Raw genomic sequence first — 4,827 nt, forward strand, 5'->3', positions numbered from 1 at the left:
TCGGCGCCCGGTGAGTGGTAGTTCAAGCAGATCACCGTCGCCTGGGTGTTCCCAGGATCTAGGCAGCTCAAGAGGATTGAGGAGTCCACACCACCCGACAGCCGCAAGAGCAGGGTTTCATAGCAAGAAGCCCAGGCGCTGGCACAGGTCCGCACGGAACTTCTCAGCAGCTGCGCTGCGTCGCTGGCATGGCTCTCAATCGGAAACCGGGCAATATCAACCGCATTCCAAAGCAGCGTGGGCTCGTCTAGGTGGAGGTCGAACACTTCGCCTGGGAGTACATGCAGGACGCCGTCCAGACTTGTCTCGCGCCCAGTCACCGCGCCGCGCAGCAGCTGCGCCGTCAAGGCGTCCCAGTTCACTCTGGGAGGCGCTGCACCGGCCAGCATGACAAGAGCGTCTTCCAGCCAGGAGAAGATCACTGACACGCCGTTGTGCCGCAGTCGAAAGCAGGGCAGTGCCCCGCTCGGATCGCGCAGCACGCAGCTTGAACCTGAAGCAGCAGTGAGAAAGGCGACATAGCGCCCCCAGAAATCGTTTACCAGAGTGCGACCGCCACTCTGCAGGATGCTTGCCGCCTCTTCGCTGTCGAGCGTCATGCCAGACGCGATCGGCGGATGAGGCGCATGACGTCGGAACAGTCTGCCCAGTACGACGCCGTCGGCGCCCTGCAAGCGGGTCACTTCGTTGACGCCTGGCGTTGCCCCTGTCGTGAAGACTTGCAGCCCGGGTCGAAGCAGTGCGGCTTCCCATCCTGCGCGTCCCTGCCAATCTTGACTCAGCCGTCGCGCTGCGGTGGCTGTGACCGTCTGGGTCTCATCCCATGCGATGGCTATGTACCGGAACATGGCGGGAGGCGTCCGGTCTAGACAACGAGGATCGGGCGGAATTGCCGCACGTGCTCATGGCTGTCGTTCAGCACCATGTGACCACTTTGCACCCATGAATGGGCACCGAATGGACTGGTTCTGACACCGATCACCCAATGCGAGCGCAGTCCCTCTGTCGCAAGGAAGCTGACCAATGCCAGGGAGTCGTGCAGGCATCTCTCGCGTGTGCTGAAGGCGAAGGGACGAAGCGACTCGTAGGCGACGGTTATGGTACTGATCGCATCGAGAGAATCGGACAGGGGTCCCCTGAGCTGTTCTTGCCGAGCGGCCACAGTCAGGGCGATCCAGTGGAGAGATCGCCTGCGCAGCCACCAAGCCGTGAGAGCTGCACTGGCCAGGAAGTTTCCGATCCTGCGTGCTGTGAGCGCCTCTTGCCTTAGCGCTGTACTCGGCTCCAGCGACGAGGTCGCTTCCTCGCACTGGGCGTGAATGAGGGCGTTGCTCTGAGAGTTTGACGATGTTTCGGTCACAAGGCCGCGCTCCATGAGGCTTCGTGTCAGCGCAGCGACGGCGCTTGAACCGGAGTGGATGACGGCAGGCTCCACACGCGCTGGCCAGTCTTCGATGTGTTCGGCCAACGTCTGGGCCGTCATTCCATCGATCCCCAGGTAGCGGTTCTGACGCAGGTCGAGCAGGATGACTTGGCCAGTGCTTTGACCATCGTCTTGCTCTTTAACCTGGCAGGCGCGTACATGCGCTGCGAGCCTGAGATGCGGGCCAGGGATCGGAACTTGCATCACTCTCTCCGATGGTGCTGAATGCGCTTCGTGGCCGGGCTCTTCGTGAGCTTCAAATCCTGGGGCGCGCACCACCGAAAGCAGTGCGCGCCCACCTCCTTGCTTAGCCTTCAATGCGCCCTTGGATCAGCGGGTTTTCTTCGGCGAAGACCAGGGCGGGAACGCCCAGAGTCAGCGCCTTGGCATCGCCGAGGTCGACAAGTTGCAGTTCCAGATCCGGCTCGTTTTGCTTGTCCATGATGGACTCCTTCAGGTTGATGTTGAGACCGCTTCGCCCTGGGTCCTTTGGACTTCGGGCGGAGTCAAGGTAGCCTGATCGGCCGCTGTGGTCGATGGATGGGTCCGAGTCCCCGCGGATGTTCGGCTGGGTTTGAAATGCGCTTTCATGGCGGCAACTCGGCCCTTGGCTGGGATGTGATTGGGGGCAACGATTGCTGACTCGTTCGGCCGCGCCAATTCCGGGGGACCATTTGCTGCTGCGGGTTTCTACCCGGCAGGCAATCCGTTATTTCGGCATGCGAGGTGAGGGAAGTGGCGTCGAAATCGTCATTGCTCAATGGGCTGCTCCATCGCTACCGACATGGATGCACGGACGTGGAGTCTGTGCTGGCAGGCCGCGGTCGGTCGCAGCTTCTACTTGGACCCATGGCTTGCAGAACGGATCCGCAGTCGACTGATTGGTGCGCATCAGCGTTCGGGGCGAGTCCTGATCGACTATGTGCAGTTGCCTGGCGAGATCCACGTCATCGCACGGATCCGGGCCGGCGACTCGGTGGGCGGTGTGGCCCGGGCATTCGGGAACGTCGTGTCGCGCTGGGTGAGGGAATCGCAGCCGGTTCGCAGTCCGGTGCTTGCCGGGCCATATCGAGCCCTTCTGCTTGAGTCCGATGAGGCCTTGCGGTGCGAAGTGCGCATGCTCGCATGGCGACCCGTGTCACAGCAACTGTGTGTCACGCCGACCCATCATCCGCACGGCGCATTGCGTACCGCCTTAGGACTGTCGCCATCGAAAGGCTTCGATGCGCGACCATTGCTGCTTCATTTTGGCGACACGGTCCCGGCGGCCCGTTCGGCGCTACGGACATGGATTTCGAGGCGGCCTTCGGAGCAGGACTGGCGCGCTTGGGAGCTGACGCGGGGACTGAAGCTGGCCATTGGCGGCGCCGGTCCTCAAGCGATGGTGGCCAAGTCAGTGGACGCCGCTGCTGCGAGGCTGATCGCAGCCGGCGGTGGCTATGGCATCGACGGTGCGCTGGAGTTGCTTGCTAGCTGGGTGATTGCGAAGATCCAGCCAGCAAGCGCACTAGGGCTTCATGGGAACTCAAGCACATGGGCTGTGCGAGGTCGGGCCCTCGTAGCCTGCTTGGCCGTCAAACACCGCCTTTGCTCGGCGGCGTCAGTCGCGCGGTACTTCCATCGCGCGAAGGCGACGCTCAGCGAGCAGATGAGCGCCTGCCGGAGCCGCCCGGCTGATCGGCAAATACTCGCGACGCCCTTGCACCGAATCTTGGAGGAGTCCGCGACTTTGAGGCGCGGGATTGCAGTCCATACGCATCGCAGCGGTGGTCTGGGACGACAGGTCCCGTGAATGTGATCACGTCTTGTGTGCGTGACCTGTACACGCTGATCCCCGACGGAGACGCGAGCGTGCGCGCCGTGATCGAGCTGTGGGGCCTGCGTTGGCCGGAAGGTGAGTGATTGGGGCACGTCAGCTTGTCTCCCCATCAACCGCCGCCGACGCGGAGGCGCGGGGAGAATCTCACGGCCGCTCGCCGGCCTCCACTGCGTGTCGGCCGGCTCGCGTGGCCCGGCTGCACACCATCGAGGGGTGCGCGCCGGGCCGACCGCAGCATGTACGGCATCGACGCTGCAGCCCGCCGCTGGCCGTGGGCGAGTGGCCCGAGTAGAATGCATCGCAACTGCAACGCATCATCGCCTCGCCATGAAAACAGCCACCCTGCCATCGCTGCGCGTCGAGCCCGAATTGCGCGAAGCCGCCGAGAGCGTCCTCCAGGAGGGCGAGACGCTGTCGGGCTTCATCGAGGCATCGGTGCGGGAGAACGTCCAGCGGCGCCGCGTTCGTTCCGAATTCATTGCGCGTGGCCTGGCCTCCCGCGAGGAGGCCAAGCGCACCGGTGTGTACGTCGACGCCGACGTGGTGCACGCCGAACTGGCCAAGAAGCTGGGTCAGGCCCGGACGAAGCTGCAGAAGAAGGCTCGTGCGTGAGCTTTGCCGTCCGGTACAGCCAGTCAGCCCGGGGCGACCTGGCGCGGCTGTACGAGTACCTGCTCGATCGCGCCACGACGGTCGAGGACCTCGATCTCGCAGAGCGGGCGCTGGCTGCGATATCTGGCGCCGTGGAGAGCCTAAAGCGCTCGCCGTTCATCTATCGCAAGGCCGACGACGACCCGTTCCTTCGCGAGCTGCTCGTTCCCTTTGGTAGCAGCGGGTATGTGGCGCTGTTCGAGATCGAAGACGCTGCGACCGTGACCATCCTGGCCGTGCGCCACCAGCTCGAGGATGACTACCACTGACGCCGGCGGACGCAGGAGTGATTCCTACAACTGGCCGACCTTTGCGTTAGCCAAGCCTTCCAACTGGACCCCTTCGAGCTTCGCGCCGTCGACATCGTGATCAGCGACGACATGCTGTGCTCCCTGGAGGCGTTGCGCTGGGGCCGTGCCGACTTGCACACGCTGGTTCCCGATGGCGACGCCGCGTGCGCGCCGTCATCGACCGGTGGGGACTGCGCTGGCCCGCCGACGCGTGACCGCGTCGCGGTGCCAGGCCAAAGTGCCTACCTGACGTTCATCGGCGCCCTGATCGATCCTCCCGCCTGGCTGCTGGACCTGTACCTCAGTGGTCGCCGCCGTGGCATCAGCGAGCTCTACGCGCTGCGCAAGCTGCACGAATCGCAGGCCGCGCCGTTGTTCAAGTTGAACCAAGCCTTTCATCTGTGCTACCACTCAGCACCGCATTTGGGTATGTGGCGGGGCCCCTACAAAACAGCTAGCGAGTTCATCGAGGCGACATGGCTGCCGTTCCTGCAGATGTATGCGCATGAAATCGCCTCACCGCATCCAGAGCTGGCGGCCTACTTGCTTGGCCAGGGATTGAGAAGTGTGATCCGCTCGCTGCTGGAAGACAGTCCGGCCAAGCTTGAATCCGTCGCCATGTTGGACTGCCTGGTCGCCATGGC

At 63.6% G+C, this 4,827-nt stretch carries 4 protein-coding genes and 2 pseudogenes; 3 read left to right on the forward strand and 3 right to left on the reverse strand.

From position 1 onward, the window contains the following. From ACIQ67_RS19675 to ACIQ67_RS19685, 3 genes and pseudogenes are all read right to left on the reverse strand, one after another. A pseudogene (locus ACIQ67_RS19675) lies at positions 1-599 on the reverse strand (hypothetical protein); the annotation flags it as partial. Between the two features lie 266 nt (positions 600-865). Continuing rightward, the gene (locus ACIQ67_RS19680; protein WP_397536068.1) at positions 866-1,627 is read right to left on the reverse strand and encodes a lasso peptide biosynthesis B2 protein; all 762 of its coding nucleotides are present in this window, start codon (positions 1,625-1,627) and stop codon (positions 866-868) included. A 103-nt stretch (positions 1,628-1,730) separates the two neighbouring features. Continuing rightward, on the reverse strand, positions 1,731-1,865 hold the full coding sequence (locus ACIQ67_RS19685; RefSeq protein ID WP_397536069.1) for a rubrivinodin family lasso peptide: 135 nt from the start codon (positions 1,863-1,865) through the stop codon (positions 1,731-1,733). A gap of 1,704 nt (positions 1,866-3,569) precedes the next feature. Here ACIQ67_RS19685 and ACIQ67_RS19690 point away from each other — a divergent pair. The 3 genes and pseudogenes from ACIQ67_RS19690 to ACIQ67_RS19700 form a co-directional block, all read left to right on the forward strand. Next, a complete protein-coding gene (locus ACIQ67_RS19690; RefSeq protein WP_397536070.1) occupies positions 3,570-3,854 on the forward strand; it encodes a YlcI/YnfO family protein in 285 nt (94 codons plus the stop codon). Beyond that, the gene (locus ACIQ67_RS19695; RefSeq protein ID WP_397536071.1) at positions 3,851-4,162 is read left to right on the forward strand and encodes a type II toxin-antitoxin system RelE/ParE family toxin; all 312 of its coding nucleotides are present in this window, start codon (positions 3,851-3,853) and stop codon (positions 4,160-4,162) included. Before ACIQ67_RS19690 ends, ACIQ67_RS19695 begins: the two co-directional genes overlap by 4 nt. 96 nt (positions 4,163-4,258) lie before the next feature. After that, positions 4,259-4,827, forward strand: a pseudogene (locus ACIQ67_RS19700) (hypothetical protein); the annotation flags it as partial.

This window comes from Roseateles sp. (assembly GCF_044373315.1).
Taxonomy (GTDB): Bacteria; Pseudomonadota; Gammaproteobacteria; order Burkholderiales; family Burkholderiaceae_C; genus JACDQM01.

Coding starts and splice junctions, on each gene's coding strand:
- ACIQ67_RS19680 (WP_397536068.1), bottom strand. CDS start 1,627: ATGCAAGTTCCGATCCCTGGCCCGCATCTCAGGCTCGCAGCGCATGTA.
- ACIQ67_RS19685 (WP_397536069.1), bottom strand. CDS start 1,865: ATGGACAAGCAAAACGAGCCGGATCTGGAACTGCAACTTGTCGACCTC.
- ACIQ67_RS19690 (WP_397536070.1), top strand. CDS start 3,570: ATGAAAACAGCCACCCTGCCATCGCTGCGCGTCGAGCCCGAATTGCGC.